22 protein-coding genes and 1 tRNA gene are annotated in these 24908 nt (G+C 66.6%); 14 read left to right on the forward strand and 9 right to left on the reverse strand.

From position 1 onward, the window contains the following. Positions 1-124 precede the first annotated feature (124 nt). The 3 genes from EYF70_RS03860 to EYF70_RS03870 form a co-directional block, all read right to left on the reverse strand. Complete coding sequence (locus EYF70_RS03860) at positions 125-1447, reverse strand: GH1 family beta-glucosidase (RefSeq protein WP_131144220.1); 1323 nt, start codon at positions 1445-1447, stop codon at positions 125-127. A 239-nt stretch (positions 1448-1686) separates the two neighbouring features. Next, positions 1687-1866 (reverse strand): hypothetical protein, encoded by a 180-nt coding sequence (locus EYF70_RS03865; RefSeq protein WP_131144221.1) that lies wholly within the window; start codon positions 1864-1866, stop codon positions 1687-1689. Between the two features lie 120 nt (positions 1867-1986). Next, complete coding sequence (locus tag EYF70_RS03870; RefSeq protein ID WP_165497570.1) at positions 1987-2652, reverse strand: TetR/AcrR family transcriptional regulator; 666 nt, start codon at positions 2650-2652, stop codon at positions 1987-1989. Between the two features lie 158 nt (positions 2653-2810). Here EYF70_RS03870 and EYF70_RS03875 point away from each other — a divergent pair, with 158 nt between their 5' ends. The 3 genes from EYF70_RS03875 to EYF70_RS03885 are packed head-to-tail and all read left to right on the forward strand — an operon-like array spanning position 2811 to position 7123. Continuing rightward, positions 2811-3968: an HlyD family secretion protein gene (locus tag EYF70_RS03875; protein ID WP_131144223.1), complete on the forward strand. Its 1158-nt coding sequence runs from the start codon at positions 2811-2813 to the stop codon at positions 3966-3968. A gap of 12 nt (positions 3969-3980) precedes the next feature. Then, entirely contained in the window at positions 3981-5588 is a 1608-nt protein-coding gene (locus EYF70_RS03880; RefSeq protein ID WP_131144224.1) for a DHA2 family efflux MFS transporter permease subunit, read from the forward strand. Between the two features lie 17 nt (positions 5589-5605). Beyond that, positions 5606-7123 carry an efflux transporter outer membrane subunit gene (locus EYF70_RS03885; protein WP_131144225.1) on the forward strand — a complete coding sequence of 506 codons (1518 nt, stop codon included), beginning with the start codon at positions 5606-5608 and terminating at the stop codon, positions 7121-7123. A gap of 2 nt (positions 7124-7125) precedes the next feature. Here EYF70_RS03885 and EYF70_RS03890 read toward each other — a convergent pair whose 3' ends face one another. Beyond that, positions 7126-8082, reverse strand: a complete 957-nt coding sequence (locus EYF70_RS03890; RefSeq protein ID WP_131144226.1) for a LysR family transcriptional regulator — start codon at positions 8080-8082, stop codon at positions 7126-7128. 116 nt (positions 8083-8198) lie between these two features. On the opposite strand from EYF70_RS03890, the gene EYF70_RS03895 reads away from it, so the two are divergent. Next, positions 8199-8834 (forward strand): nitroreductase family protein, encoded by a 636-nt coding sequence (locus EYF70_RS03895; RefSeq protein WP_131144227.1) that lies wholly within the window; start codon positions 8199-8201, stop codon positions 8832-8834. A gap of 42 nt (positions 8835-8876) precedes the next feature. On the opposite strand, the gene EYF70_RS03900 is transcribed toward EYF70_RS03895, so the two are convergent. Then, positions 8877-9758 (reverse strand): LysR family transcriptional regulator, encoded by an 882-nt coding sequence (locus tag EYF70_RS03900; RefSeq protein WP_131144228.1) that lies wholly within the window; start codon positions 9756-9758, stop codon positions 8877-8879. A gap of 96 nt (positions 9759-9854) precedes the next feature. Between EYF70_RS03900 and EYF70_RS03905 the strand changes: the two genes are divergently transcribed. From EYF70_RS03905 to EYF70_RS03940, 8 genes are all read left to right on the forward strand, one after another. After that, positions 9855-10454, forward strand: a complete 600-nt coding sequence (locus EYF70_RS03905) for a short chain dehydrogenase (protein ID WP_131144229.1) — start codon at positions 9855-9857, stop codon at positions 10452-10454. Positions 10455-10496: 42 nt separating this feature from the next. Beyond that, positions 10497-12200 (forward strand): DUF8614 domain-containing protein, encoded by a 1704-nt coding sequence (locus tag EYF70_RS03910; RefSeq protein WP_131144230.1) that lies wholly within the window; start codon positions 10497-10499, stop codon positions 12198-12200. Positions 12201-12549: 349 nt separating this feature from the next. Further along, a complete protein-coding gene (locus EYF70_RS03915) occupies positions 12550-13254 on the forward strand; it encodes a hypothetical protein (protein WP_131144231.1) in 705 nt (234 codons plus the stop codon). 99 nt (positions 13255-13353) lie between these two features. Then, complete coding sequence (locus EYF70_RS31520) at positions 13354-14226, forward strand: BON domain-containing protein (protein ID WP_131144232.1); 873 nt, start codon at positions 13354-13356, stop codon at positions 14224-14226. Positions 14227-14399: 173 nt separating this feature from the next. Then, positions 14400-15353: an alpha/beta hydrolase gene (locus EYF70_RS03925; protein ID WP_131144233.1), complete on the forward strand. Its 954-nt coding sequence runs from the start codon at positions 14400-14402 to the stop codon at positions 15351-15353. A gap of 88 nt (positions 15354-15441) precedes the next feature. Beyond that, positions 15442-16290, forward strand: a complete 849-nt coding sequence (locus EYF70_RS03930) for a PhzF family phenazine biosynthesis protein (RefSeq protein ID WP_131144234.1) — start codon at positions 15442-15444, stop codon at positions 16288-16290. Further along, positions 16290-17264 (forward strand): lysozyme inhibitor LprI family protein, encoded by a 975-nt coding sequence (locus tag EYF70_RS03935; RefSeq protein WP_131144235.1) that lies wholly within the window; start codon positions 16290-16292, stop codon positions 17262-17264. Before EYF70_RS03930 ends, EYF70_RS03935 begins: the two co-directional genes overlap by 1 nt. Positions 17265-17335: 71 nt before the next feature. Beyond that, complete coding sequence (locus EYF70_RS03940; protein ID WP_131148883.1) at positions 17336-18202, forward strand: DMT family transporter; 867 nt, start codon at positions 17336-17338, stop codon at positions 18200-18202. Here EYF70_RS03940 and EYF70_RS03945 read toward each other — a convergent pair. Further along, entirely contained in the window at positions 18168-18497 is a 330-nt protein-coding gene (locus tag EYF70_RS03945; protein WP_131144236.1) for a DMT family transporter, read from the reverse strand. The genes EYF70_RS03940 and EYF70_RS03945 overlap by 35 nt on opposite strands. A 140-nt stretch (positions 18498-18637) precedes the next feature. On the opposite strand from EYF70_RS03945, the gene EYF70_RS03950 reads away from it, so the two are divergent. Further along, a complete protein-coding gene (locus tag EYF70_RS03950) occupies positions 18638-19831 on the forward strand; it encodes an L-dopachrome tautomerase-related protein (RefSeq protein WP_131144237.1) in 1194 nt (397 codons plus the stop codon). A gap of 10 nt (positions 19832-19841) precedes the next feature. Here EYF70_RS03950 and EYF70_RS03955 read toward each other — a convergent pair whose 3' ends face one another. Then, a complete protein-coding gene (locus EYF70_RS03955) occupies positions 19842-21929 on the reverse strand; it encodes a TonB-dependent siderophore receptor (RefSeq protein WP_131144238.1) in 2088 nt (695 codons plus the stop codon). 219 nt (positions 21930-22148) lie between these two features. Continuing rightward, the gene (locus EYF70_RS03960; RefSeq protein WP_131144239.1) at positions 22149-22874 is read right to left on the reverse strand and encodes a PEP-CTERM sorting domain-containing protein; all 726 of its coding nucleotides are present in this window, start codon (positions 22872-22874) and stop codon (positions 22149-22151) included. A 267-nt stretch (positions 22875-23141) separates the two neighbouring features. Between EYF70_RS03960 and EYF70_RS03965 the strand changes: the two genes are divergently transcribed. Next, complete coding sequence (locus tag EYF70_RS03965; RefSeq protein ID WP_131144240.1) at positions 23142-24470, forward strand: acyltransferase family protein; 1329 nt, start codon at positions 23142-23144, stop codon at positions 24468-24470. A 315-nt stretch (positions 24471-24785) separates the two neighbouring features. Here EYF70_RS03965 and EYF70_RS03970 read toward each other — a convergent pair. Then, positions 24786-24861, reverse strand: a tRNA-Lys gene (locus tag EYF70_RS03970). Positions 24862-24908 lie beyond the last annotated feature (47 nt).

A 24908-nucleotide genomic window follows, 5' to 3' on the forward strand; every position in this document is an offset into this window, starting at 1 on the left:
GCACCGTGCCTGGCACGGCGGCTTTCGTGTTCATGTTGTCTCCTGTCTCGGTCGTCATCGATTGCAGGCGGCTATGCTGCCGCCGTGCTTGTCATGATAGCGCCAACAATGGCGCTTTTGTCGATCAGCGGCGCTGCATGTCGATGAATTCGCGGTACCACAGCGCGCTGTCCTTCGGCGTGCGTTTCTGGGTCGCGTAATCGACGTGGATGATGCCGAAGCGCTTGGCGTAGCCGGAATTCCATTCGAAGTTGTCCAGCAGGCTCCACAGGAAGTAGCCGCGCACGTCCACGCCCTGGTCCATTGCCGCCTTCAGGGCGGCCAGGTGGCGTTCCACGTAGTCGATGCGCTTGGTGTCGGCGATGCGGCCGTCGACCAGTTCGTGATCCGGATTGGCCATGCCGTTCTCGGTGATGTAGATCGGCGGCAGGTCGTATTCGCCCTTCAGCTTCACCAGCAGTTCGGTCAGGCCCTGCGGATAGATCTCCCAGCCCATGTCGGTGGTGCCCAGGGCGGCCGGCGCCTGGCGCGGCGGCGTTTCCGCGCTGCAGAACGAACGGAAGTAATAGTTCACGCCGAGGAAATCGATCGGCCCGCGGATGATGTCGAAGTCGCCTGCCTTCACGTCGGGCGCGTCGGCACCGTGGCCGCGCAGCGCGTATTCCGGGTAGTGGCCCTTGAAGATCGGGTCCATGAACCACTGTACCGAGCGGGCGTATTCCCAGGTGGCGAGATCGCGGTCGGCCTGGCTGTCGGTGGCCGCGTCGGCGGTCCACTGGTTCAGCACGATGCCCAGCTGCGCCGAGCTGCCCACGCCGCGCATCGCCTTCATCGCCAGCCCGTGCGACAGCAGCAGGTGGTGCGACACTTGCACCGACTGCTTGTTGTCCGCCACGCCGGGCGCGAATTGGGCATTGCCGTAGCCCAGGTTGGCCGTGCACCATGGCTCATTGTGCGTTGCAATCGTTTTCACGCGATTACCGAAGCGGCGCGCCACTTCCGCCGCGTACTCGGCGAAGTGGTAGGCGGTATCGCGGTTCAGCCAGCCGCCTTCATCCTGCAAGGCTTGCGGCAGGTCCCAGTGGTACAGCGTGACGTGGGCGCCGATGTTTTTCTTGTCCAGCTCGTCCAGCAGGCGTTCATAGAAGGCAAAGCCGGCTTCGTTCCAGGCGCCCTTGCCGGCCGGCTGCACGCGTGCCCAGGCCATCGAGAAGCGGTAGGCATCCACGTGCAGGTCCGCCATGATGCCGACGTCTTCCGCGTAACGGTGGTAGTGGTCGCAGGCCACGTCGCCGTTGCTGCCATCGATCACCTTGCCGGGCGTATGGCTGAACGTATCCCAGATGGATGGGCCCTTGCCATCGGCAGTGGCGGCACCTTCGATCTGGAACGAGCTGGTGGCCACGCCCCACGTGAACGAAGGCGGAAATTGCAGTGTGTCGGTCATTGTCTTAGTCGGCTGGAAGAGAAAAGAGGGCGTGCACGCAAATGCTTGAAAACGATTTCATGCACTGCGGAACATTAGACCGCAAGCCGATTCCCCTGTCAATTACAAAAAATCCAGTCTCTCGCTGCGTTTTTCACCAGCGAAAAAAAACCCGGGAAGTCCCGGGTTTCGCATGTCATGTTGGCTTCGCGCTGCTTCGCGCTTGCTTATTCGTACTGTCCAGTGCCAGGCACTGTGTTTCAGCTCGCAATGAACCGTGGCGGAATTTCCATGCCGGCGGAAGCCGCATCGGCATACGCACGCAATTCATTGATCGCCAATTCGAGTTGTTCCTGGCTGGGATTGGCTTGGAAACCACGAATGCGTTCATTCAACGCAGCAACTTTCTGCGTCCATTCCAGCCTGTCGAACTTGCTCATAGAGCCTCCCTGCAAAAATATATTCTTGAGGAAACCATTTTCCCCCAGCGGCAGCACGTGTTCAGTGCGGCAGCGCACAATTGCGCTGGTCACAAAGGATGAGTTAGCCGCGCCGATGTGTCAAGCCTTGGCACCGTGCAGGAACAGGTCCACGCGCTGTTCGACCAGCAGGGCATCGTCTTGCGGATTGCTCGGCGGCATGGCGAACAGATAGCGCTTCAGGTGGTCGCCCATCAGGCAGTTCATCAGGTGCACGACCAGCTGGTCGGCGGGGATGTCGTGCAGCTGCGTGCGCACGTCGGGCCGGTTGAAATAGCGTTCCAGCGCCAGCCGGGTTTGCCGCGGTCCGGATTCGAAAAAGGCCTCGGCCAGTTCCGGGTCATGGTGCGCCTCGGCGATCACCATGCGGTACAGCTTGATCACCGCGCCGGACGAGACCAGCTTGTGGAAACGCATGCCGAAGTCGAGCAGAACCTCGCGCATGGGACGCTGGTTGGTTTCCAGGTCTTCCATCGTGTCGAAATACACATCGCGGCCCGAGGCCAGGATTTCACGGAACAGGCCGCTCTTGCCGCCGAACTTCACGTAGATGGTGCGCACGGCCACGCGGGCGCGCCGCGCGATCATTTCCAGGCTCACCTTCGAATAGCCTTTTTCCAGGAACAGCTCGGCGGCGGAACTCAACAGTTCCTGCGTGCGCGCTTCCGCTTCGCAGGCGCGCGGGCGCCCGGCGCTGCGGGCCCCGATCGGGCAGGGGGAATCGGCGGTGATTTGCTCGTCAGACATAAGGCGGGACATCTTCCAGGAGGCGGGGACGCCAAAGGCTATCAGAGGCCGTCACTTTATTCCAGCTAGAAATGAAATGCAACCGTTTCATTTCTTGACTTCAGGCATCCGTTGGCGAATAATGCGCACAGTCCATTTCATTTCTCGGAGCGTTTTCCATGTCCAACCAGGCAGAACAAAAAGTGCTGGCCACCGCTTCGCCGGCCGAACCACAGGGAGCCGCGCCGGCGAAGAAGCCGAACCGCCGCGTGCTGGTCGTTGCCGGCCTGATCGCCGTGGCAGCCATCGCGGGCGGCGCCCGCATGTGGTATCGCAGCGCGCATTTCGTGGAAACGGAAAACGCCTACGTGGCCGGGCACGTGCACCCGGTATCGTCGCGCATCGCCGGCACGGTGACGAAGGTGCTGATCGACGATAACCAGTACGTCAAGGCGGGCGACGTGATCGCCGAACTCGATCCGTTCGACCAGCGCGTGAAGGTCGAACAGATCCGCGCCCAGATCGCCAGCGCCGAGACCCAGGTGCTGCAGGCCGACGCCCAGGTGGCCCAGGTGAAGGCCCAGGCCAGCGCCAGCGCCGCGCAGGTGAAGCAGTCGCAGGCGCTGCTGGTGCGCGCCAACCAGGATGCGGAACGCTATGGCCAGCTGTACACGAGCCAGATGAAGGCCGTGTCCAAGGCCGAGCTCGACGCCGCCAACGCCGGCCGTGCCAGCGCCGTCGCCGACCTGGCGGCCCGCAAGGACAGCGCCGCCGCGGCCCAGGCGCAGATCGCCGCCGCCGCATCCGCGCGCGACGTGCTGAAGGCGCAGATCGGCGTGCTGCAGGTACAGCTGAAGGAGGCCGAGCAGCAGCTGGCCTACAACCGCATCGTGGCCCCCGTGAGCGGCCGGGTCGGCAAGCGCAGCGTCGAAGTGGGCCAGCGCGTATCGCCGGGCCAGCAGCTGACGGCGCTGGTGCAGGATGACGTGTGGGTGACCGCCAACTTCAAGGAAACGCAGCTGGCGCAGATGCACGCGGGGCAGCCGGTGCACATCAGCGTCGACGCGCTGCCGGGCAGGGAACTGACGGGCCGGGTGGACAGCTTCTCGCCGGCCTCCGGCAACCAGTTCGCGCTGCTGCCGGCCGATAACGCCACCGGCAACTTCACCAAGATCGTGCAGCGCGTACCCGTCAAGATCACACTCGACGAGAAAGACCGCAAGGCGCTGGCCGGCCGCCTGGTGCCCGGCATGTCCGTGATCGCCGAAGTGGCGATCGGCGAAACCGCTCCGGCGCACGCGCAGACCGCGTCGCGGGGCCAGCCGCAAGTCCACTAAGCGAAAAGCCCAATGAGTACGCAGACCATTGCCGGCGGCCTGCCCGGCGCCCCGGCCTACGGCCAGGCCGGCGAAGCGGTGTCCGCCCGTACCTGGATCGCGGTCGCCGCCGGCATGCTGGGCGCCTTCATGGCGGTGCTGGATATCCAGATCACCAACTCGTCGCTGAAGGATATCCTCGGCTCGCTGTCGGCCACCCAGGAAGAAGGCTCGTGGATCTCCACCGCCTATCTGGTGGCCGAGATCATCGTCATCCCGCTGACGGCGCTGCTGACGCGGGTCTTCTCGCTGCGCGGCTACATGCTGGGTACCACCGGGCTGTTCCTGGTGTTTTCCACGCTGTGCGGCTTTGCCTGGAACCTGGAAAGCATGATCGCCTTCCGCATGGCGCAGGGCTTCACGGGCGGCGCGCTGATCCCGATGGCGATGACGCTGGTGATGACCAAGCTGCCGCCGTCGAAGCGCGCGGCCGGCATGGCCCTGTTCGGCCTGACGGCGACGCTGGCGCCGGCCATGGGCCCCACGCTGGGCGGCTACCTGTCCGAGCTGTATGGCTGGCCGTCGATCTTCTACATCAACTGGGTACCGGGCGTGCTGCTGATGGCGGGCATCGCGTATGGCCTGGACAAGGAAAAATGGCACCTCGACCAGTTGTGGAACGCCGACTGGCTGGGCATGGGCTTCATGGCCATGGGCCTGGGCTGCCTGACCATCTTCCTGGAAGAAGGCAACAGCAAGGACTGGTTCGATTCCGCTTTCATCATCGCCTTCGCCGCGATGGCGCTGGTCGGGCTGCTGGGCTGGGTCATCACCAGCGCGATGCGCGAACAGCCGTTCGTCAACCTGGGCCTGTATGGGCAGCGCAACTTCCTGGTCGCCACCATGCTGTCGGCGGTGATGGGCATGGGCCTGTACGGCTCGTCGTTCCTGCTGCCGCTGTTCCTGGGCCAGATCGCCGGCTATTCGCCGATGCAGATCGGCGAAGTGATCATGTGGGTCGGCCTGCCGCAGCTGTTCATCATGCCCTTCGTGGCCAAGCTGTCGTCGAAGATCGACAACCGGATCCTGTGTTCGTTCGGCCTGCTGCTGTTCGGCGGCTCTTGCCTGATGAACGCCTACATGGATGCCAGCACCGGCTACGACCAGCTGATGCTGTCGCAGATCGTGCGCGCGCTGGGCCAGCCGTTCGTGATGCTGACCCTGTCGAACTTCGCCATGAACGGCATCGCGCCCAAGGACATGCCGTCGGCATCGAGCCTGTTCAACATGACGCGCAACCTGGGCGGCTCGATCGGCATCGCCCTGCTGGCCACCGCGCTGTCGACGCGCGAACACTTCCACTCGGCACGCCTGGGCGAGGCGATCACCAGCTATTCGCTGGCCACGCAGCAGCGGCTCGACCAGATGACGCAGGCCTTCATCGGCCAGGGCTTCGATCCCGCCAACGCGGCCGGCAAGGCGCTGAAGGCGATCGACGGCATCGTGCGGCGCGAGGCCTATGTTATGGCCTACAACGACGGCTTCTTCATCGTCGGCGGCATCCTGCTGTCCTGCATCGCCATCCTGTGGCTGTCGGACCCGGTCAAGTCGCCCTCCGGCGGTGGCGCCGGCGGACATTGAATACAAGAGGTAACACCATGTTCATCAAGCAAAGCATCTCCGTGGCGGTCGCATCCGCCGTCCTGTTCCTGTCCGGCTGCGCCACCGTCGGCAGCGACTTCAAGGCGCCGGCCAACGTGGCCGATGCCGCCTTCCGCCATGCGCCGCAGGCCACCGGCGCCACCGCACACTTGCCGCAAGTGGTGGATGCCGCGGCAAGCCTGCCGCAAGTGGTGGATGCCGCGGCAAGCCTGCCGCGGCAGTGGTGGAGCGTGTTCGGCGACGCCACGCTGGACCGGCTGGAACAGCAGGCACTGGCCGACAGCCCGACCGTGAAGGCCGCCGCGCAGCGGCTGCTGCAGGCCGAGGCGCAACTGGGCGTCACGCGGGCCAGCGAACGCCCGCAGCTGAACGTGAGCGCCGGCGTGTCGAATACGCGCACCTCGGAAAATACCGCGCAGGGGATCGCGCTGGGCCGCCGTGCCGTGGCCGGCAACAACTATGCGATCGGTTCGTCGTTCTCGTATGAGCTCGACCTGCTCGGCCGCGTGCGCCGCGCCGTGGAAGCGGCCGATGCGCAGGCCCTGGCCGCACAGGCCGACCGCGATGGCGTGATGGTGCTGCTGACGTCGCAGGTCGCCACGACGTACTGGCAACTGCGCGGCCTGGACGCGGAAATCGGCATCCTGCGCGGCGCGCTCGAGACGCGCCGCGAAACCGAGGCACTGGTCAATGCGCGCTTCGATGCCGGGCTGTCCAACGAACTCGATACGTCGCGCGCGAAGATCGAGCGCGCCAATGCCGAAGCCGACCTGGAAGAAGCGCAGCGCCAGCGCAACACGCTGGAACACGGCCTGGCCGTGCTGCTGGGCGCCTCGCCGTCGTCGACCGTGCTGGCCGCGACGCCGGGAGCCACCCTGCCGCAGCCGCCGGCGATTCCTGTCGGCCTGCCGGCCAGCCTGCTGGCGCAGCGGCCCGACCTGGCGCAAAGCGTGGCCACGCTGAAGGCGGCCAACGCCGATATCGGCGTCGCCGAGGGCGCGCTGTACCCGGCACTGAGCCTGACGGGCAATTTCGGCTTCGCTTCCGAGAGCCTGTCCGAGATCGCCAAGGGCGGTTCGCGCCAGTTCAGCTTCGGCCCGCTGGCCCTGTCGCTGCCGGTGCTGGACGGCGGCCGCAACAAGGCCAACCTGGCCGCGGCGCAGGCGCGCTACGACGAAGCGGTGGCCAACCACCAGGGCACGCTGCTCACCGCGCTGCGCGAAGTGGAGGATGCGCTGTCCGACGTGCAGCAGCGCGATCGCCAGGGCAAGGCGCAGGCGGTGTCGCGCGAAGCGGCGGCGCGCGCCTACGAGGTGGCGCGCGCCCGCTACGAGCGCGGCCTGTCGACCTACCTGGACGTGACGGACGCGCAGCGCAGCGCGCTGGCCGCCGACCGTGCCGCGGCGCAGATCGATACGCAGCGGCTGCTGGCCGCCGTGTCGGTAGCGCGCGCGCTGGGCGCGGGCTGGCAGCCGGAAGGCGGGCTTGCCCGGCTGGCCCAGGCAGGCAAGTAAGCTTACGCTGGCGAGGCCGGTGGCCGCTGGGCCGCCGGCCCGGGGCGTTCCGAAGCGTGTTCCACCAGCACATCGATCAGGGCCCGCGCGGCCAGCGACAGGCCGCGGTGCGGCGCATACACCAGCGAGAAGGCGCGCATGCGGCCGCACAGCGCCGGCAGCACCTGCACCAGCCGGCCCGCCGCGATATCGGCGGCGGCCATGAAGTCGGCGCAGATCGCGATGCCGAGGCCCTGCGCGGCCAGCGTGACGACGCCCACCACGTCGTCCGACACCGTGATGCCGGGCGGCGGCACCCAGTCCACGTCCCTGCCGTCGACGCGCAGCAGCCAGGGAATCACGCGGCCGGTGCTGGGCCGCACGAAGCCGATGCAGCGCTGGCGCTGCAGGTCGTCGAAGGTGGCCAGGGGGCCGGCCGTGCGCACGTAGTCCGGCGCGGCCACCAGGATCATCGCTCCCGCTTCCAGCGGGCGGGCGACCATGCTGCTGTCGGGCAGCGGGCCGGAACGGATCGCCATGTCGTAGCCTTCGGCGGCCAGGTCCACGTTGCGGTTCGTGATGTTCAGTTCGACCTGCACCTGCGGGTGCCGGCGCGCGAAAGCGGCCAGCAGCGGCGGCAGCCGGTGGTGGCCATAGCTGGTGGGAACGCTGAGGCGCACCCGGCCCACCAGGCTTTCTTCCTGCCCGGCGCAGCAGGCGATGGTCCGCTCGGCCTGTTCGACCAGGCCGAAGGCGCGGCGCGTCTCGTCCACGTACAGCCGGCCCGCATCCGTGAGGCTCTGGCTGCGCGTGGTACGGCGCAGCAGCTGCGTGCCCAGCCGCGCTTCCAGGCGGGCGATGGCGCGGCTCAGCACCGAGGGCGTGGTGGCCAGCACCACGGCGGCATTCGTCAGCGAACCATGCTCGACAACGCTGAGCAGGGCTTCCACGTCGGCCAGATGATCGAAACGGCGGGCCATTTTTGCCTTTCAAGAACAAATGATTTGTTGAAGAGCCAGTTTATCTGTGCTTCAGCGAAAAATACAATGCCTTCACTCCGTCAAATCAATTTGACACCTCACTTCAAGGAACGACCATGCCTTTACTGGAAAAACTGCAGTGGCGCTACGCCACCAAGAAAATGGACCCGAGCCGCGCCGTGCCGGCGGACAAGGTGGAACGCATCATCGAAGCGGCACGCCTGGCGCCCACTTCCAGCGGCCTGCAGCCCTATGAAATCCTGCTGGTGACGAATCCGGCGATCCGCCAGCGCATCGCCGAAGTGGCGTGGAACCAGCAGCAGGTTGTCGACGGCTCGCACCTGCTGGTGTTCGCCGCCTGGGACGACTACACGCCCGAGCGGATCAACCAGATGTTCGACTACACCAATGAGGTGCGCGGCTTCAGGAACGAAGGCTGGGAAGCCTACCGCCAGCAGCTGCTGGCCAGCTACCCGCAGCGCGGCGCCGCCGTGAACTTCAGCCACACGGCGCGCCAGGCCTTCCTGGGCCTGGGCGCCGCGCTGATCGCGGCCGCGTTCGAGGAAGTCGACAGCGTGCCGATGGAAGGCTTCGACCCGGCCGCCGTGGACGATATCCTCGGCCTGCATGCGCGCGGCCTGAAGAGCGTGGCGATGCTGCCGCTGGGCTACCGCGCCGACGCGGGCGACTGGCTGGTGGACCTGCCGAAGGTGCGCCGTCCCCGCGAGCAGTTCGTCACCGAAGTCGCGTAAGCGGAACGCCGCCTTCCGGCGCACCGTCGCCGAAGCCGGCGCTCAGGGGCCGAAGCGCTCCAGCAGGAAGTCGACGAAGGTCGTCAGCTTGGGCGTGGCCCGCCGGTCGCGCGAGTACACCAGGTGCATCGGGCGCGGCGCGGGCAGCCAGTCCCGCAGCAGCGGAACGAGCCGGCCGGCGGCGATATCGTCGGCCAGGATCAGTTCGGCCTGCATCACGATGCCGAAGCCGTTCAGCGCGGCCATCCGCAATGCGGCCGTGCTGTTGGCGCGAAAGCGCCCTGGCCGCACCAGGCGGCCATCCTGTTCTCCCTTCAGTTTCCACCTTGCCTGCGGCAGCCACCCGGTGAACTCCAGGCATTCATGCCCTTGCAGATCCGCCGGCGTGCGCGGCGTGCCATGGCGTTCCAGGTATGCCGGCGACGCGCAGATCGCCATCCCGTACGGCTTCAGGGGGCGCGCCACCAGCGTCGAATCGGGCAGCGGCCCGATGCGCACGGCGATATCGAATCCTTCCTCCACCAGGTCCACCGTGCGGTCGTTCAGGCTCAGGTCCACCGTCACGTCCGGATAGCGCGCCAGGTACTCCGCGATCGCGGGGCTCAGCCACTGCGCGCCGAACGATACCGGCGCGGTGGCCTTGACCAGGCCGCGCGGCGCGGCGCGCATCGCTTCGGCCACCGATTCGGCGGCGCCGATCTGGGCCAGGATGGCGCGGCATTGCTCGGCATAGCGGCGGCCGATTTCCGTCAGTGCCTGGCGGCGCGTGGTGCGCGTCAGCAGTGCCGCGCCCAGCATCTGCTCGAGCGCCCGGATGTGCTTCCCTACCATGACCGCCGACATCGCGCAGCGCTGCGCGGCGCCGGCGAAGCTGCCCGCATCGACGGCGGCGATGAACACTTCCATGCTGCGCAATTTGTCCATTGCAAACCTTGAGTTCGTAATGTCCGTCATGCTAGCGCATTTATTCTTCCGGTGACGGAGAACATACTGGCTGCTCCAACAACTGAAGGAGTGGACATGAAGATCATCGTCATCGGTGCCGCGGGTACCATCGGCAAGGCCATCGTCGAACGGCTGGGGCAGCGGCACGACATCGTCACCGCCGGGCGCGGCAGCGGCGAGCAGCAGGTCGCCATCGACGATTACGCCAGCGTGCAGGCCTTGTTCGCCCGCACGGGGCCGGTCGATGGCGTGGTGGTGGCGGCCGGCGGGCTGCACCTGGGGCCGTTCGCGGAAATGACGCCGGAGCAGTTCCGCATCGGCCTGGACAGCAAGCTGATGGGCCAGGTGCACGTGGCGCTGGCCGCGCAGCATGCGCTGAACGATGGCGGTTCGATCACGCTGACCTCGGGCATCGACGCCTACCACGCGATCCGGCACGGCGCCAACGCGATGGCCGTCAACCTGGGGCTGGAAGGCTTTGTCGCCGGCGCCGCGCTGGACCTGAAGCGGGGCGTGCGCATCAACCTCGTGGCACCGACCGTGCTGACCGAATCCGTGCCGCTGTACGGCCACCTGTTCCCCGGTTTCGAATCGGCCGACGGCAAGCGGGTCGCGCTGGCTTACCAGCGCAGCGTGGACGGCCCGGAGACCGGCAAGGTATACCGCGTCTATTGACGGCCCTACAATGGGACCTTCTCCAACCCAAGCCAAGGTCCCATGAAAAATCTCCTGCTCCCGATGGTGCTGGCCGTGTCGGCTGTCCCGGCTGCGACGGCAATGGCGGCGCCGGCCGATGTCGCCGAATTGACCAGGATGACGGCGCGGTTCGCGCCGGTCGAGCTGAAAGCCGATACCTCGAAGCTGACACCGGGCGACCGCAAGGCCATCGCCAGGCTGATCGAGGCGGCGCAGGTCATCGACACGCTGCAGCTGCGCCAGCGCTGGGCGCGCAACGAAGCGCTGTGGGCGGCGCTGAAACAGGACCGCACGCCCCTCGGCAAGGCGCGCGCCGATTACTTCTGGCTGAACAAGGGGCCGTGGTCGACCCTGGATGGCAACACCTCGTTCCTGCCGGCGCAGGTGGCCGGTATCGCCATTCCGCCGAAGAAGCCGGAAGGCGCCAATTTCTACCCGGCCGGCGCCAGCAAGGCGGCGCTCGAGAGCTGGATGAACGGCTTGCCGCCGGCCGACAGGCAGCAGGCCCAGTGGTTCTTCACCACCATCCGCGCCGGCAAGGACGGCAAGTTCGCCACGGTGAAATATTCCGACGAATACAAGCCTGAATTGACCCGGCTGGCGGCGCTGCTGCGGGAAGCGGCGGCCGCCACCGGCAACGCGTCGCTGAAGAAGTTCCTCACGCTGCGCGCCGACGCGTTCCTGTCGAACGATTACCTGCCGTCCGATTTCGCGTGGATGGATCTCGATTCGGCGGTGGACGTGACGATCGGCCCGTACGAGACCTACAACGACGAACTGTTCGGCTACAAGGCCGCGTTCGAAGCGTATGTCAGCATCCGCGACGACGTGGAAACCGCCAAGCTGGACTTCTTCGCCAGGCATATGCAGGAGATCGAGGACAGCCTGCCGCTCGATGCGAAATACCGCAATCCCAAGGTGGGGGCGGTGGCGCCGATGGTGGTCGTCAACCAGGTGTTCGGCGCCGGCGACGGCAACATGGGCGTGCAGACGGCCGCCTACAACCTGCCGAACGACGAGCGCATCATCAGCCAGCGCGGCTCCAAGCGCGTGATGCTGAAGAACGTGCAGGAAGCCAAGTTCAAGGCCACCCTGACCCCGATCGCGAAGCTGGTGCTGCGCCCGCAAGACCAGCAGGACCTCGACTTCAATTCGTTCTTCACGCACATCCTGGCGCACGAGATCACGCACGGCCTGGGCCCGCACAGCACGCAGGGCGGCAAGTCGACGCCGCGCCAGGACCTGAAGGATGCCTATTCGACCATCGAGGAAGCCAAGGCCGACGTGACGGGCCTGTATGCGCTGGCGACGATGATGGAAAAGGGCCAGCTGAAGGACACGCTGGGGCAGGGCGAGGCGGCCGAGCGCAAGCTGTACACCACGTTCCTGGCCTCGGCCTTCCGCACGCTGCACTTCGGCCTGGCCAGTTCGCACGCGCGCGGCATGGCGATCCAGGTCAACTACCTGCTCGACCAGGGCGGTTTCGTGGCGCATGCCGACGGCACGTTCTCGGTCGACTTCCGGAAGATCCGCCAGGCCGTGACGAGCCTCGACCGGGAATTCCTGACCATCGAAGCCACCGGCGACTACGCCCGGGCGAAGGAGATGATGGCGAAATACGTGGTGATCCGGCCCGAGATACAGCGCGCGCTGGACCGGATGAAGTCGATCCCGAACGATATCCGCCCGTCGTTTCCCACCGCCGCCGCGCTGATGGCGCAATGACCGGAAAGACCGGCAAGACCGGTAAATAGCGCAGCAGCACCGTGGCGGGCAGGCCTGCCCGCCACGGATTTCCCTTCCTCCGTGTTGGCGCGGCCCCACAGGGCATTTGCGCTTCCGCAAGTTCACTCATCCCGATGCAATTTTTTGCCGGGGCCGGTGCTACCGTCGACGCATTGCCCCCAGTAAATAACCAGGCGGCAGTCGCCAGTGGTGCTGCAAGCCTGCAATGGCCATTAAATATCCGGCAAACTTGTAAGTTTCAGTAAGGAAATATTTTGTAACAGCGGCCCTTCGGCTGTTACAAATTGCCGGGCGGCATGTATAGTAATTCTTCCCGATGGAGTACTTCATGCCGACGCTCTTCCGCTTTCTCGCCCTTGCCGCAGTCCCCGCGCTGCTGACCACCGCCACCGCCGGTGCCGCCCAACTTACCGCGCTGGAAACGCGCTGGCTGGCTGCGGCCACGCCGGTCCTGACCTATGCGAAAACCCTGCGGCTGCCGATCGATATCATCGTGCAGCCCAAGGCCGGCCCGAACGACGTGCCGCTGGCGATGGGGTTCGCCGATGGCCGCTGCAAGCTGGTGCTGTCGATGCGGGGCAATCCCCACGCGGAAACCATCCTGGACGACGTGGCCGACGAGCGGCGCGACGTGCTGATCGAAGCGATGGCGGCGCACGAGGTCGGCCATTGCTGGCGTTATGCGCAAGGCAGCTGGCATGCGCTGCCGGCCGGCTTCACCGAAGTGGGCCAGGAAGTGGCCGACAACCCGGCCTTGCTGGAAATGTCGAAACAGATGCGCGAAACGCGCCGCGAGGAAGGGTTCTCGGACCTCGTGGCGCTGGCGTGGACACAGCAGCGCCATCCGGAACAGTACGCGCATGTGTACGGCTGGATGCGCAAGGTCCGCGATGACCAGCCGACCGCGCACGGGTCGCACGATACCCGCGCCTGGCTGCAGCTGGCACCGCACGGCGGTGTCTTTGCCGCCGGGGCCGGTCCATTCGAGCAGGCCAGCGCACTGTGGAGCAAGGGTTTGCTCGTACCTGAGTAACAAATCGACAACAATCCCCGACCTGTGTTCGCCCGCGCACAGAAGGAAGGCTTGCGGTAGCGTTTAATCGTCCCTGCCAACCATCCTAAGGGGACTATCATGAAAAAAGCCGCATTCATCACGCTGGCACTGGTCAGCGCATTCGCCACCGCCCAGACCGCGAACAACTCGGCCTACAAGGCGGCACACGACAAGGCCGAAGCCAACTACAAGGCCGCCAAGGAGCGCTGCGAAAAGCTGAAGGATAACGCCCAGGACGTGTGCGAAGAGGAAGCCAAGGTCGCCCAGGCCCAGGCTGAACGCGACGCCGTGGCGAAGCACAAGAACACCGGCAACGAACTGCAGCGCGCCGACCGCAAGCTGGCCGAAGCCAAGTTCGAGCTGGCCCAGGAAAAATGCGACGACCTGTCCGGCGACGCCAAGGATTCCTGCCAGGCCCAGGCCCGTTCGATGAAGGCCAACATGGCCACCACGACGGCCGGCGATGGCCGCACCGCCGTGCTGGTCGATAACGGCACCGGCGCCGCCGTGGCCGGCAGCGCCGCCGACGTGCGCGACCGCACCGCTGCCGCCGCCGACCGCGCGGGCGACCGTACCGCCGCCGCCCTGGACCGTGCTGGCGACCGCACTGCCGCCGCCACCGCGAATGCCCGTGAAAAGGCTTCCGACGTGGCCGCCAATGCCAAGGAAAAAACCTCCGATATGGCCGCCAATGCCAAGGAAAAGACCGCTGACGCGACCGGCACCGCCAAGGCTGCGATGTCGGACACGATGATCACGGCCAAGGTGAAAGCCGACATGGCCGCCGACAAGACCGTGAAAGCGATGGACGTGCACGTGGAAACCCAGAAGGGCGTGGTGATGCTGAGCGGCTTCGTGCCGTCGAAGGCGGAAGCCGAACGCGCCGTCGAACTGGCCAAGGGCGTGCAGGGCGTGACGGACGTGAAGAGCTCGATCCAGGTCAAGAAATAAGCTTCAACGAGACTTCGGTCTCTCCGGTCTGGCCCGCGCGATGCGGGCCTTTTTTTTGAATGCGCGGCGGCGCGCCCGCGCTGCGCGATACCAGCTATCGCAATTGACGGCTTTGTCGCCAGCCGTGACCTGGGTAAGCTCGCTGGTCATTCCAACAACGACGGAGACACCCGATGAACCTGGCACTGATCGCCACCCTGGCTGGCAGCCTGCTGCTGGCCGCCCCTGCCATCGCGCAGGACAGCGCCCCGAAGAAGCCCAAGACCATGCAGGAAATGACGGCGTACCTGGCGGCCAATCCGCCCAGGCCCATCAGCCCCGCCAGCGAAAGTTCGATCCCGCTGTCGTCCGCCGGATCGGCCGGCACCGAAGTGTGGGTCGAGATGTTCGGCCACCGCGTGGTGCGCAACGTGACGCAGCCGGCGCTGTATCCGGTGCGCCCGGCACCCGGCAAGGCGAATGGCGCGGCGGTCATCATCGCTCCGGGTGGCGCCTTCCTGAGTCTCGCATTCGACAACGAAGGCCTGATGGTGGCGAAATATCTCGCCGAACAGGGCGTGACCAGCTTCGTGCTGAAGTACCGGCTCGATACGACACCGGTCGAAAGCGGCCAGTTCCTGAAGGTGGTGGGTGAACGCATGCGTGGCGCCGATCCGCGCCGGACGCACCGCGATGCCGACGAGAGCCGCGCGATTCCGCTGGCGCAGGAGGACGGGCTGGCCGCGGTGCGCTGGGTGCGCGCCCATGCCGCCGACTATGGCATCGATCCCGCCAGGATCGGCATCATGGGTTTTTCCGCCGGCGGCATGACGGCCATGAACGTGGCCACCGCCTACGATGCGGCCAGCCGGCCCGATTTCGTCGGCGTGATCTACGGTGCGTCGCCGCAGCGGGCCGTGCCGAAGGATGCACCGCCCGTGTTCGTCGCGGTCGCCGCCGACGATGGCATCATGGCGTATGCGAGCGTGCCGATCTTCGAGGCGTGGCGCGCCGCCGGCCGGTCCGCCGAACTGCATGTCTACTCCGCGGGGGAACACGGCTTCAGCATGCGCAACGTGGGCACCAGTGCCGACCACTGGAACGAACACTTCGTGCAATGGCTGAAAGGCGGGAAAATCATTCCCTGACGGGACCGGGAACGGCGGCAACGCCGCGAGCGTGGACCACGGCATTCGATCGAGGCCGGGCTATACTGGCCGCCGAGGAGGATGGCCAATGATCGATGGAGTGAAACGGGTGGCGGCGTTCTGCGCCGGGAACGAAGGCGGCAACCCCGCCGGTGTGTGGAGCGGAGTGGAACTGCCGCCGGAAGACACCATGCGGCAGGTCGCCGCCGAAGTGGGCTATTCGGAAACCGTGTTCGCCGCGCGCGATGCTGAAGGCGAAGGCTGGCGGGTGCGCTACTTCTCGCCCGAATCCGAGGTGCCGTTCTGCGGCCACGCCACGATCGCGCTGGGCGCCGTGCTGGCGCTGGAGCATGGCGCCGGCACCTTCGCGCTGCGCACCAGCCATGCGCGGGTCACCGTCGACGGCAAGGCGGAGGGCGCCGCAATCGCCGCCAGCCTGGTTTCCCCGCCCGCCACCGGCCAGGCCGCGCCGGCCGAACTCGTCGAGGAAGCGCTGGCGCTGTTCGGCTATACGCGCGCCGATCTCGATGACCGGATCGCGCCGGCCGTGGCGAATGGCGGCGCCGGCCACCTGATCCTGGCACTGCGCTCGCGCGGGGTGCTGGCGGCCATGCGCTACGACCTGGACGCCGGCCGCGCGCTGATGCGGCGCGAAGGCTGGGCCACCATCGCGCTGGTGCACGCCGAGACGCCGCGGCTTTTCCACGCCCGCAATCCATTTGCTTCCGGCGGCGTCTACGAAGACCCGGCGACCGGTGCCGCCGCCGCGGCGCTGGCGGGCTACCTGCGCGACAGCGGCTGGCCCGAAACGGCGATCGACATCGTGCAGGGCGCGGACATGGGCGTGCCCTGCCACCTGCATGCGCAGGCATTGCCGGGGCAGGGCGGCGCGGTGCGCGTGTCCGGCCTGGCACGGCTGATCGGGGAGGGCGCCTGATGCGCCGGCCATGGCTTGCCGTGGCCGGCCGGGTGCTGGGCAGCGGCATGCTGGCTGCCTTGCTCCCGGCATGCGCGGCAGCGGCGCCGGCTGCCTGCCCCGCGAGCGCGCCCGACGCGCAATTGCCCATCATCTTCGACGGCTACAAGGGGTGCAACCCTCTGGGCAAATACTACGAAGCGGTGCGCAGCGCGAGCCCGGACTGGCAGGCCGTGCACCGCTGCGCCGTGCAGGACCGCAACGACGCGGTGCTGATGATGCTGTATGCGAACGGCCGTGGCGTGCCGCGCGATGTCGACCGCGCCATCGGCCATGCCTGCAGGGTCGACAGCGCGCAGGCCGAACTGGCAGGGCGCCTCGAACACCTGCAACGGATCAAGGCGGGCCAGGACCGCAAGCCGTTCGACCTGTGCGACGACATCACCAGCGGCTTGATGATGGGCTTTTGCGCCAGCGTGGCCGAGGACGCCGACGGTGCCGCGCGCAACGCCGCGCTGGCCGGGCTCGACCGGTCGTTCAAGGCAGCGCAGCGCAGCCGCTTCGCGGCCTTGCGCAAGGCCACCGACGCGTTTGCGCGCAACGTGGGCGACAAGGAGACCGACCTGTCCGGCACGGCCCGCGCCGCCATGTCGATCGGTGCCACGGCCGCCGTGCAGGATGAGTTGCTGGCCGATGTGCGCGCGGCCGAACAGGGCAAGCTGCCAGCCGGCACGGACGCGGCTTTCGCGGCAGCCGACAAGGCCTTGAACGACGTCTATCGAAAGGTGATGGCGCTGCCCGCCGATGACTCGGGCCGGGTGGCCCATAGCACGGTGACGAAGCCGGACATCCGCGCCACGCAGCGCAGCTGGATCGCCTACCGCGACGCGTGGAGCGCCTTCGCGCAAGCCCGCTATCCGGCGGTGCCGGCCGCCGCGTGGAAAACCCGGCTCACCGAACGCCGCACGGCGCAGCTGCGCGAGTGGCTGGAGTGAGCACCTCGTCCGAGACCGCCACGTCCGTAACCAACTCCCGGCCGCTGGGCTACCTGTACCTGGCGCTGGCGATGGTGACCGTCGGCAGTGCCGTCGTCGCCAGCAAGATCGTCGCCGCCACGCTGCCGCCGTTCACGGCCACGCTGTTGCGGTATGCGATGGCGCTGCCGTTCTTCCTCGTGCTGATGCGCTGGCAGGGGACGCGCCTGCCGGAGATGCCCCGCTCGGACTGGGTGCTGCTCGTGCTGCAGTCGGCGGCCGGCGCGATCGGCTACACGGCCTTGCTGATGGCCGGCCTGCGCGAAGCCTCGGCCGGCGATGCCGCCATCATCGTCGGCCTGCTGCCGCTCGTGTCGGCGTTGTTTGCCGTGCTGGCGCTGGGCGAGCGGCCCCATGGCGCGTTGTGGCTGGCGCTCGCGGTGGCGCTGGCCGGCGTGCTGCTGGCCACCGGCGCTGGAAGCGAGGCAGCGCGCTCCTGGCGCGGCAACCTGCTGGTGCTGGGCGCGGTCGTGTGCGAGAGCGTGTTCATCCTGCTGAACCGGAAGATGAAGACCAGCGTGCCGCCGCTGGCGCTTTCGGTCTTGATGACGGCGATCGGGCTGGTGCTGTCGGCGGCGGCGGCGCTGCCCGAGGCCCCCTGGTCGCTGGCGTATGGCCGGACCGCGCTGCTGGCGATCGCCTATTACGCGCTGGTGCCCACGGTGGCCGGCTACCTGCTGTGGTATGCGGGCGCCGCCCGGATCGGAGCCGCGGAGGCTTCGCTGATGACGGCCGTGGCGCCGGTAGCGGCGCTGTTCCTGGCCGCCGTGGTGCTGCACGAGCCGGTCACGCCGGCGCAGCTGGCCGGCACCGGCTGCGTGCTGGGCGCGGTGCTGGCCTATGGCCTGGCGGGACGGCGCGCCATCAGTGCGCCGTCGACTTCGAAAACAGCTGCATGACCAGCACGCCGGCCACGATCAGGCCGATGCCGACGAGTGCCGGCAGGTCGAGCCGCTGCTGGAACAGGAAATAGCCCACCAGGGTGATCAGCACGATGCCGGCGCCCGACCAGATCGCATAGACGACGCCCATCGGGATGGTGCGCAGCGTCAGCGACAGCATGTAGAACGCCACCCCGTAGCCGATCACCACGAGGATCGACGGAATGGTGCGCGTGAAGCCTTCCGAAGCCTTCAGCGCGGAGGTGGCGATCACTTCGGCCACGATGGCGATCGCCAGGTACAGCCAGTTCATTGGGACTCCTTGGATGCGAAAGACGCACTGTAGCACCCTGTTCCGCTACTTTGCCGCAACATGCAAGTCATATGGCATCATCGCGCGCACCAAGCCGCTGCTGTTTCCGCCCCCGACCCGACGCCGAGAGAGGAAATCCGATGCCATCCCGCCCGCTGTTCGCCGCCTCCCAGACTACCCTCAGTACTTCATTCAGTACCTCGCTTGCTACTTCGCTCGCCACCGCGGTCGCTGCCTGCCTGCTGGGCCTCGCGGCCGCTCCCGCCATCGCCCAGGTGGCGCCGGTTGAAAAAGGATTTACGCTGGAAAAGGTGGCCGACTTCGGCCACCAGGTCACCGGCGTCACCGTGGCCGAGGATGGCCGCGTCTTCGTCAATTTCCCGCGCTGGACCGAGGATTCGCCGGTGTCCGTGGCCGAGGTGAAGGATGGCGTCGCGACGCCGTTCCCGAACGAGCAGTGGAATGCCTGGCGCAACGCCCGCAAGGATGAGCTGTCGCCCGGCGAGCACTGGGTCTGCGTGCAGAGCGTGGTGGCGGACAAGCAGGGCAATGTGTGGGTGCTGGACCCCGCCGCGCCGGCGCAGGGGCCGATCGTGCCGGGCGGACCGAAGCTGGTCCGTATCAGCCTGGCGTCCAGCGCGGTGCTGCAGAACATCCGCTTCGACGAAAGCGTCGCCACGCAGGGCTCGTACCTGAACGACGTGCGCTTTTCGCCGGACGGCAAATGGGCCTACATCACCGATTCCGGCGTGCGCGGCGCGATCGTGCTGGTGGACCTGGCCACCGGCGAGGCGAAGCGGCTGCTGGACGGCGATCCGTCCACGCAGCCGAAGAAGGGACTGGTCGTGACGGCGGACGGCAAGCCGCTGCGCCGGCCCGATGGCAAGGGCATCGAGTTCGCCGCCGACGGCATCGCCCTGTCGCCGGATGGCCAGTACCTGTACTGGCAGGCCATCAAGGGCGATACGCTGTACCGCATCGCCACCCGCGTGCTGGTCGAGGAAGGCTGGCGCGGCGACGATATCGGCGGCCGGGTGGAGACAGTGGGGCGCAACGGCGTGGCCGATGGCCTTCTGATCGACCGCGGCGGCAAGCACATGTACATCACTTCGCCCGAGGATGATTCGGTCAAGGTGCGCAACCTGCAACTGCCGGGGAGCCTGCCGCGCGTGGTGATCCGCGACGAGCGGCTGCGCTGGCCGGATACGTTCAGCCAGGGCCCGGACGGCGTGGTGTACGTGACCACCTCGCGCATCCAGGACTCGGCCTTCTTCAAGCCCGGCGCGCCGATCGCGTTGCCCACCTCGCTGTGGCGGCTGAAGAACGGCAAGTGAGGCCGCCGGCTTACAGGTCGACCTTCAGCCGCGCGACCACGCTGCGTTCGGCGCCCGGCGTGACGTACAGGTTGCCCCACGACGCGGTGTAGAACAGGCGGTTCGCCAGGTTGTGCACGTCGACCGACAGGCGGGTGCGCCGGTTGACCTGCCAATAGCTGACCAGCTTGAACGTCGTGTAGGCGGGCAGGGAATACGTGTCGGCATTGTTGCCGGAGCGTTCGCCCACGTGGTTCACGCCGGCGCCGACACCGTAGCGGCTGCCGCCGGGCAGGCGGTCTTCGCGGATCGCCAGCAGGCCGGCGCTGTACTCGGGCACATTGGCCAGGCGCGTGCCGGCGGCCAGGGTCTTGTCCTTCGTCACGCGGGCATCGTTCCAGGCGAAGTTGCCCATCACGCGCCAGTGGCGGCCCGCCTGGCCGTTGACGTCGGCCTCCACGCCGGTGCTCTTGATTTCGCCGGCGGCCACCGAGTAGCCGGGGATGTCGCTGGCCGTCAGCACGTTGGTCTTGGTGATGTCGTAGATGGCCAGCGTGGCGCCCAGTCGCCGGTCCGGCGTCTGCAGCTTCCAGCCCGCCTCGTAGGCGGTGGAACGCTGCGGATCGAAGGGCAGGCCGGCGATGTCGGTGCCGTTATTGCCGCGGAACGATTTGCCGGCCGAGAGGTACAGCGAACTCCAGGCGTTGGGCAGGAAGGTCACGCCGGCGCGCGGCGTGACGGCGCTCTGCTCGCGCGCCACGAAGGTCTTCGCCACGCGGTTTTCCAGCGACTGGCTGTACTCGTCCCAGCGCACGCCGAGCAGCAGCTTCCACTGCTCGGAAAGGCTCAGCTGGTCTTGCGCGAACACGGCCTTCACGCGCTGGCGTTCGTCGGAACTGCTGGTGCGGTTCGCCAGCGGCGGCACGGGCTGGCCGTACACCGGCGCGTGGATGTCGATCGGGTAGTTGGCCGAACGGAGGATTTCCGTATTCATGAACAGGCGCGAGGCCTCGGCCCCGACCAGCAGCGTGTGGCCCACGGCACCGGTCGCGAATTTTCCTTCCAGTTCGGCCTGCAAGGCGCTGTCGCGCGAGGGCAGCGTGCGCCAGGTAGCCTGGCGGTTCAGCGTGCGGTTGTCGGCCGCCAGCCCGTTCGCTTCCGTGTATTCGCCCTGGAATTTGCTTTCCTTGTAGCTGGCGCCGAGGCGCACGCGCCAGTGGTCCGACAGACGGTGATCCAGCGTGGCCTGGTGCGTGTCGCTGGAGAGGCGCAGGTTTTCGTCGCCGGGCTCGTTCAGTACACGGTCGCGCGGCAGCGTGCCGAGCACGCCGCGCACATTGATCACGCCGCGGTCCAGCGGCGTGTTCGCGCGCAGGAATTCCGATTCCAGGTTCAGCGTGGTACGGCTGTCGATCACCCAGGTCAGCGCGGGTGCCACCAGGTGGCGCTTGTTGTGCAGCAGCGAGGAGCGCGTATTGCCTTCTTCGGCCATCACGTTCAGGCGATAGGCCACCGAATTACCCAGCGCGCCCGTGCTGTCCAGCGTGGCGCGCCGCAGGCCGGCGCTGCCGATGCTGATCTCGGCCACGTGGTCGGCGGCGAACTTCGGCTTCTTGGTCACGATATTGATCGTGCCGCCCGGTTCGCTGCCGCCATAGACTGCGCCGGCCGGGCCTTTCAGGAACTCGAAACGTTCCACGGTGGCGGTATCGCGCGGCGGGTTGTAGCCACGCGAACCGGGGAAACCATTGACGAGATATCCCATGTCCGTGCTGCTGAAGCCGCGGATCGCGAAGTTGTCCCAGGTGCCGCCGAAATCGTTGAGGCGGGAAATGCCGCTGACGAAGTCCACGGTGTCGGCCATGCGCGTGGCGCCCAGGTCGTCGATCTGCTGGCTGCCGATCACCCGCACCGATTGCGGGACTTCTTCCAGGGGCGTCTCGGTGCGCGTGGCGCCGCGCGACGCTTGCGCATTCCACCCGTCGCCAACGCGCTCGGCAACGACGTTCACTTGCGGCATCGGCGTGCCTTCCGATACCTCCGTGCCGGCGGTGGCGGAAAGCGTGGTGGAGAGAATGCACAGCGCAGCAAGACTGGTCGCCGGAGAGGAAGAGTTCATGGAGCCTTCGAAAAAAGGCTCGACTATAAATGAGAATCATTACTGTTTGCAAGCGGTGAGCGCGTCCGCGGCGCGTTGCATGCGGTTTGCGTGCGCAACGACAGTGGCTGCCGGGAATGCACGGCCCCATGAAAAAGCCAACCGCGCGGGTTGGCTTTCCAGTGCTACGGGCGCGCTCGCTGGCGCCTGCTTATGTTGATATTTTCATGCTGATTTTGCTTATTTGCGCTTATTTGCGCGGCGCAGACGCCAGCCGAGGCCGGCGAGACCCAGCGTCAGCAATGCCACTTGCGATGGTTCCGGTACCGGGCTGACGCCGGCATAGGCACTGACCGCATAGCCGAGTTCACCTTCGAGCGCCGCGTTGCCGCTCGAGAAGGTGACCGACAGCAGGCGCTGTTCCGAATTGCCCAGGTAGCTGACCAGGTAGTCTTCGATCTGCGCCGGCTCGCCCGTGACCACATCGTAGGTGCCGCCGAACAGGGTGCTGTAGCTCGATCCGCCATACGTGGCGTCGGCGCCGACGCCACCCGAGACGCCGGCGTCCGCATACAGGATGACCTGGGTATTGGCGGTGAGCGTGAACGAATGGCCAACGGCGACCGTGCTGAACAGTTCACCTTCGGAACCTGTGAAATTCGCCGAAACACTGGCTGCGCCGTTGTCCAGCGTGCCCGTGGAGTTGCCGGCACCGACCGTGGCGGCCACGGTGCCGTCTTCCGTGAGGTATTCGAACGGATCGGGGATGCCGAAGTCGTCGTAGTAGCCGGCGGTCAGCACTTTGCCGACTTCATCCAGCGTCAGTTGCGCGGTAACGCCATCGTTCAGGTCGAGATCGATGACTTCAAAGCGGAAATTGCTGATCTGCGCCGTGGAGGTGACATCGGCGAACGCGGTCAATGGCAGAGACAGCGCGAGTGCAGCGGCAATAGCGGACAATTTCATTCAGGCTCCGGCATGTGTTAGAGGAAAAACATGATTTTAACCGCAGAGTTGGTAGTTTTTTAAGTTATTTATAAGTGAATTTGTCCGTCAGATGCATCGATCCGTCGCTGTCTGGACAGGTTCTGTCGTTGGCCGAGGCAGCTGCCGGGTGTTGGCGGTCCCGGCCGGGCACTTCTCGGCGCCACGGATGGGCTAACTCGGCTATCCTCCCGTCCTTTACAAAATCATCACGCCTTGCCGGGCTGATGAGTGGCACAAGGGAAGTGGATGAAGGTAGCAAACAAGAGCGGCGATACGGCCGCGACGACGGCGTCGAACAAGCTGTCGGTTCCGGAAGCGAACGGGCGGGCCGGGACGGAATTCATGCTGGTGAACTGGCTGAAGGCGGTGGCCGCGCAATTGATCGTGCTGCACCACCTGGCGTTCTATGGCCCGATGGCCGACCATGCGCGCACCCTGTTGCCCGAAGTGATGGACTGGCTCGCCGACCCGGCGCGCTTCGCCGTGCAGGTGTTCCTGGTGATCGGCGGGTTCCTGGCCGCGAAGTCGCTGAGTCCCGAGGGCCGCGCCGGGCTGGTCCGTCCGCGCGCGGCGCTATGGCGGCGCTACGTCAAGCTGGCGCCGCCATTCCTGGCCGCGACGCTGCTGGCCGCGCTGGCATCAGCCTGGGCCGCCGCGTGGATGACACATGATTCGATTTCCGCACCCGCCACGTTCGCGCAGCTGTGCGCCCACGCGGTATTGCTGCACGGCGTGCTGGGGTATGAATCGCTGTCGGCGGGCGCCTGGTATGTCGCCATCGATTTCCAGCTGTATGCGGCGCTGGCCCTGATGCTGTGGCTGGGCGGCCGCGTGGCCGGCACGCGGCCGCTGCCGTGGTTGATGCCGTGCGCTGTCGCGCTGGGCATCGCCGCGTCGCTGTTCTATTTCAACCTCGATGCCGGCTGGGACGACTGGGCTCCCTATTTCTTCGGCAGCTATGGCCTGGGCGTCATGGCGTGGTGGGCAGGCGACCGCAGCCGCAAGGGCGGCGCCGTCGCGTTGCTCGCGGCGCTTGCCGTGTTGCCGGTGCTTGCCGCGCTGGTGCTCGACTTCCGCGACCGGATCGCGCTGGCGCTGGCGGTGGCCGGCCTGCTGTTCCTGTTCGGCCGCCTGCGCGCGCTGCCGAATGGGCCCGCGGCGTCCGCTGCCAGCTGGCTCGGGCGCATTTCCTACGCCATCTTCCTCGTGCACTTTCCCGTCTGCCTGGTGGTCAACGCGGCGTTCACGCGGTTTGTGCCGGCCGAGCCGGCATGGCAGCTGCTCGGCATGCTGGGCGCGTGGGGTGCGAGCCTGGCGGCCGGCGCCGCGTTTTACCGGTGGGTCGAGATGCCGCTCGGCCGCATGGTGCGCTCCGCTGCCACGCGGGTTGCCGCGCCTGCGTGGAAGGGGAGCAGGCAACGCTGCGCTCGTGAGGTGGCCTGCGCCAAAAAAAAAGGCCAACCGCGCAGGTTGGCCGAAATGGGGGAGGGTAATGCTTTGCTGCTCAGTGTTTACTGCCGTGCGCCTACTTGCTTGTGCCTGCTTAGTTGTGCCTGCTTAGTTAAGCCTGCTTAGTTAAGCCTGCTTCGTAGCGCGCTCGCGCGGATGCTCCTTCCTGCTTGCGCCGCAGGCGCCGGGCCAGCTCGCGCGACATGGAGTGCATCCCGCGAAATCGAACGAGCGCTATCGTAGCCGAGCTCGTTGTTTTATTTCTAATGGATTGTTAAGCGAAATTGTCATGAATGTATGACATCGCAAGGGCGGAAATATGACGGCGGGCGGCGAAGTGCCTGTACCTGAACGGGCCGGCGGAAAAGCAAGACAGGATCGCCAACAAGAAGACCAAACAAAAAAGCCAACCGCGGACGGTTGGCTTCTCTGATCTATTCGTGGTAGGCCGTGCGGGATTCGAACCTGCGACCAACGGATTAAAAGTCCGCTGCTCTACCAGCTGAGCTAACGACCCGAAAGAGGCCGTATTATATACGTGTCGTTGCGCTCTGCCAAGCGCAT

The sequence above is a fragment of the Pseudoduganella albidiflava genome, from assembly GCF_004322755.1.
Classification (GTDB): domain Bacteria; phylum Pseudomonadota; class Gammaproteobacteria; order Burkholderiales; family Burkholderiaceae_D; genus Rugamonas; species Rugamonas albidiflava.

Excerpts from the sequence above, each read along its gene's own strand:
- EYF70_RS03860 (WP_131144220.1), bottom strand. The coding sequence starts at position 1,447 with ATGACCGACACACTGCAATTTCCGCCTTCGTTCACGTGGGGCGTGGCC.
- EYF70_RS03865 (WP_131144221.1), bottom strand. The coding sequence starts at position 1,866 with ATGAGCAAGTTCGACAGGCTGGAATGGACGCAGAAAGTTGCTGCGTTG.
- EYF70_RS03870 (WP_165497570.1), bottom strand. The coding sequence starts at position 2,652 with ATGTCTGACGAGCAAATCACCGCCGATTCCCCCTGCCCGATCGGGGCC.
- EYF70_RS03875 (WP_131144223.1), top strand. The coding sequence starts at position 2,811 with ATGTCCAACCAGGCAGAACAAAAAGTGCTGGCCACCGCTTCGCCGGCC.
- EYF70_RS03880 (WP_131144224.1), top strand. The coding sequence starts at position 3,981 with ATGAGTACGCAGACCATTGCCGGCGGCCTGCCCGGCGCCCCGGCCTAC.
- EYF70_RS03885 (WP_131144225.1), top strand. The coding sequence starts at position 5,606 with ATGTTCATCAAGCAAAGCATCTCCGTGGCGGTCGCATCCGCCGTCCTG.
- EYF70_RS03890 (WP_131144226.1), bottom strand. The coding sequence starts at position 8,082 with ATGGCCCGCCGTTTCGATCATCTGGCCGACGTGGAAGCCCTGCTCAGC.
- EYF70_RS03895 (WP_131144227.1), top strand. The coding sequence starts at position 8,199 with ATGCCTTTACTGGAAAAACTGCAGTGGCGCTACGCCACCAAGAAAATG.
- EYF70_RS03900 (WP_131144228.1), bottom strand. The coding sequence starts at position 9,758 with ATGGACAAATTGCGCAGCATGGAAGTGTTCATCGCCGCCGTCGATGCG.
- EYF70_RS03905 (WP_131144229.1), top strand. The coding sequence starts at position 9,855 with ATGAAGATCATCGTCATCGGTGCCGCGGGTACCATCGGCAAGGCCATC.
- EYF70_RS03910 (WP_131144230.1), top strand. The coding sequence starts at position 10,497 with ATGAAAAATCTCCTGCTCCCGATGGTGCTGGCCGTGTCGGCTGTCCCG.
- EYF70_RS03915 (WP_131144231.1), top strand. The coding sequence starts at position 12,550 with ATGCCGACGCTCTTCCGCTTTCTCGCCCTTGCCGCAGTCCCCGCGCTG.
- EYF70_RS31520 (WP_131144232.1), top strand. The coding sequence starts at position 13,354 with ATGAAAAAAGCCGCATTCATCACGCTGGCACTGGTCAGCGCATTCGCC.
- EYF70_RS03925 (WP_131144233.1), top strand. The coding sequence starts at position 14,400 with ATGAACCTGGCACTGATCGCCACCCTGGCTGGCAGCCTGCTGCTGGCC.
- EYF70_RS03930 (WP_131144234.1), top strand. The coding sequence starts at position 15,442 with ATGATCGATGGAGTGAAACGGGTGGCGGCGTTCTGCGCCGGGAACGAA.
- EYF70_RS03935 (WP_131144235.1), top strand. The coding sequence starts at position 16,290 with ATGCGCCGGCCATGGCTTGCCGTGGCCGGCCGGGTGCTGGGCAGCGGC.
- EYF70_RS03940 (WP_131148883.1), top strand. The coding sequence starts at position 17,336 with ATGGTGACCGTCGGCAGTGCCGTCGTCGCCAGCAAGATCGTCGCCGCC.
- EYF70_RS03945 (WP_131144236.1), bottom strand. The coding sequence starts at position 18,497 with ATGAACTGGCTGTACCTGGCGATCGCCATCGTGGCCGAAGTGATCGCC.
- EYF70_RS03950 (WP_131144237.1), top strand. The coding sequence starts at position 18,638 with ATGCCATCCCGCCCGCTGTTCGCCGCCTCCCAGACTACCCTCAGTACT.
- EYF70_RS03955 (WP_131144238.1), bottom strand. The coding sequence starts at position 21,929 with ATGAACTCTTCCTCTCCGGCGACCAGTCTTGCTGCGCTGTGCATTCTC.
- EYF70_RS03960 (WP_131144239.1), bottom strand. The coding sequence starts at position 22,874 with ATGAAATTGTCCGCTATTGCCGCTGCACTCGCGCTGTCTCTGCCATTG.
- EYF70_RS03965 (WP_131144240.1), top strand. The coding sequence starts at position 23,142 with ATGAAGGTAGCAAACAAGAGCGGCGATACGGCCGCGACGACGGCGTCG.